The organism is Streptomyces sp. CB02980, assembly GCF_014451325.2.
Classification (GTDB): Bacteria; Actinomycetota; Actinomycetes; order Streptomycetales; family Streptomycetaceae; genus Streptomyces.
The window spans coordinates 1-2,638 of record NZ_JACSCH020000053.1 but is presented as its reverse complement, the minus strand read 5'-3'; the positions used below and the strand labels follow the sequence as shown (position 1 = coordinate 2,638).

Sequence of the window (2,638 nt, the reverse complement as noted above, 5' to 3'; positions counted from 1 at the left end):
CCGACGGCCAACTGATCCTCCACCGACTGCGCCAGCGCCGTCACCAACAGATGACCGGTACCGGGCTGCCAGACGGCGGGCAGATCGACCAAACCACCGTAGTGGCCCGGGTGTTCAAGACCGAAGACCCGTCCAAGACCCCACACCGCCGCCAGCACCGGATCAGGAACCGAACCGTTCCCCGGCGCGGACACCGCACCACGGGTCACCACCCACAACCGGGCACCCTCCCGCTCCACAACGGCCTGCACCACCCTGACCAGGCCGTTCAGTACGGCCGAGTGGCTCCGGTCCGACCCGGTCGCCAGATAGACGATGTGCTCGGCACCGGCCGGCAGCTCCGCCACACGCTCGCGGTCGAGGTCGTGGCCGGCCGGTAGCACCTGCACCTCGGCCTGGGCACCGGCCTGCTCCAACGCCTGCCGTACCTCGACGACTTCCGCCACGTCGTGGCACAGCAGCAGCCACTTCCGGGCCAGCCCACCCGCGTGCTGGGCCGCCAACGGCGACCATCCCACGCGATAGCGCCACGCATCGGTTTCAGAAACGCCGGTCCCGACCGCCATCGGCGGCGCGTCCAGCCAGTAACGCTGCCGCTGGAAGGCGTACGTCGGCAACACCACCGGCTCCACGGCAGGCAGCAGGTCGCGCCACGACACCGGCAGACCGGCCGCCCAGGCCGCACCCAGACTGCTCAGGAACTGCGCGGTCTCGGGCTGATCGCGACGCAGGCTGTGCAGCACCCGGCCGCCGGAGACCATCTGCTCCATCGCCAATGACAGCACCGGATGCGGACCGATCTCCACGAACACCTGCGGCCCCGCGTCCTGCAACCGCCGCACCACGTCCGCGAACAGCACCGTCTCCCGCAGATTCCGGTACCAGTAGCCGGCGTCCAGCTCCCCCACGGGAACCGGCTCACCCGTCACCGTCGACACGAACTCCGGCCCCGAACCAGGCAGGTCGACAACCCCGGCCAGCTCCGCGCGCAGTCGCTCCTCCACCACTTCCACCTGCGCGTGGTGCGAGGCGTAGTCCACCTCGATACGGCGTGCCCGTATCCCCTGCTCACCCAACTGAGCGCACAGCGCGGTCACTTCATCCTGCGGACCGCTCACCACGATCTGCCCGGGTGCGTTGACCGCAGCCACCGTCACAGACGGCGGCAGGTACGCCTCCGCCTCCGCCGCATCCAGCGCGACCGAGGCCATCGCCCCGCGACCTGCCAACTCCCGCAAAGCCTGCGAGCGGAGCGCGACCACCCGGGCGCCGTCCTCCACACTCAGCCGGCCCGCGACCACCGCAGCCGCGATCTCGCCCTGCGAATGACCCACGACGGCGTCGGGTTCCACCCCCGCCGCACGCCAGACCTCAGCAAGAGACACCATCACCGCCCAGAGCGCGGGCTGGACCACATCCACCCGGTCCAGCCAGTCCCGCTCCTCCCCCGACAGAACCGCCCGCAGCGACCAGTCGACGAACGGGTCCAAGGCTTGTTCGCACGCGGCGACCGCCGCCGCGAAGACGGCGTCGCGCTCCAGCAACTCCTTGCCCATTCCGGACCATTGGCCACCCTGACCGGGGAAGACGAAGACGACGTCCGAGCCGGGCACCACCGCGTCGGTGACCACGCCCTCGGCCGACTCGCCGGCTCCGACCGCATCCAGGCCTGCCAGCAGTGCGGCGAGGTCCGTGCCGGTCACCATCGCCCGCTGCTCCAGTCCGGCCCGGCCGGCCAGACCGACCGCGACTCCCGCCATCCACGGGCCGTCGACCGCACCCGTCGCCTGCTGGGCCCGTAAGAAGCTCGCGAGCTGCGCGGCCTGGGCCCGCAGACCGTCCGCATCACGGCCCGACACCACCCACGGCACCAGACCATCGCCCAGCAGAGCGGGAGCTTCGGGCTCCTCCGCAGCCGTCTCGGCCACGGGCGGCTCCTCCAGGATCACGTGCGCGTTCGTACCGCTCACGCCGAACGAGGAGACGCCCGCCCGCCGCGGCCGCTCGCCGGCCTTCCACGGCACCGGTTCGGTCAGCAGCCGCACCTCACCCGCCGACCAGTCCACGTGCGGCGACGGCTCGTCCACGTGCAACGTTCCGGGCAGCTGCCCGTGCCGCATCGCCATCAGCATCTTGATCACACCAGCCACACCGGCGGCCGCCTGCGTGTGCCCGATGTTCGACTTCACCGAACCCAGCCACAACGGCCGCTCCTCCGGCCGGTCTTGGCCGTACGTGGCCAACAAGGCCTGCGCCTCGATCGGGTCACCCAGCTTCGTGCCGGTGCCGTGCGCCTCCACCACATCCACATCACCGGTACCGAGGCCGGCCTGCGCCAACGCCTGCCGGATCACTCGCTGCTGCGACGGCCCGTTCGGCGCCGTCAGTCCGTTCGACGCGCCGTCCTGATTCACCGCCGAACCCCGTACCACGGCCAGCACCTGGTGACCGTTGCGGCGCGCGTCCGACAGCCGCTCAAGGACCAGAACACCAGCACCCTCACCCCAGCCGGTGCCATCCGCAGCCGCCGCGAACGCCTTGCACCGACCATCCGCCGCCAGACCCCGCTGACGACCGAACTCCACAAACGTCGCAGGCGACGACATCACCGTCACCCCACCCGCCAACGCCAACGAAC

1 protein-coding gene is annotated in these 2,638 nt (G+C 71.0%); it reads right to left on the bottom strand.

Going from position 1 to position 2,638, the window contains the following annotated elements; all coding sequences use genetic code 11:
• Positions 1-2,638 (bottom strand): type I polyketide synthase (locus E0F75_RS39655; RefSeq protein WP_229315904.1); only part of this gene is annotated, 2,638 nt, incomplete at both ends.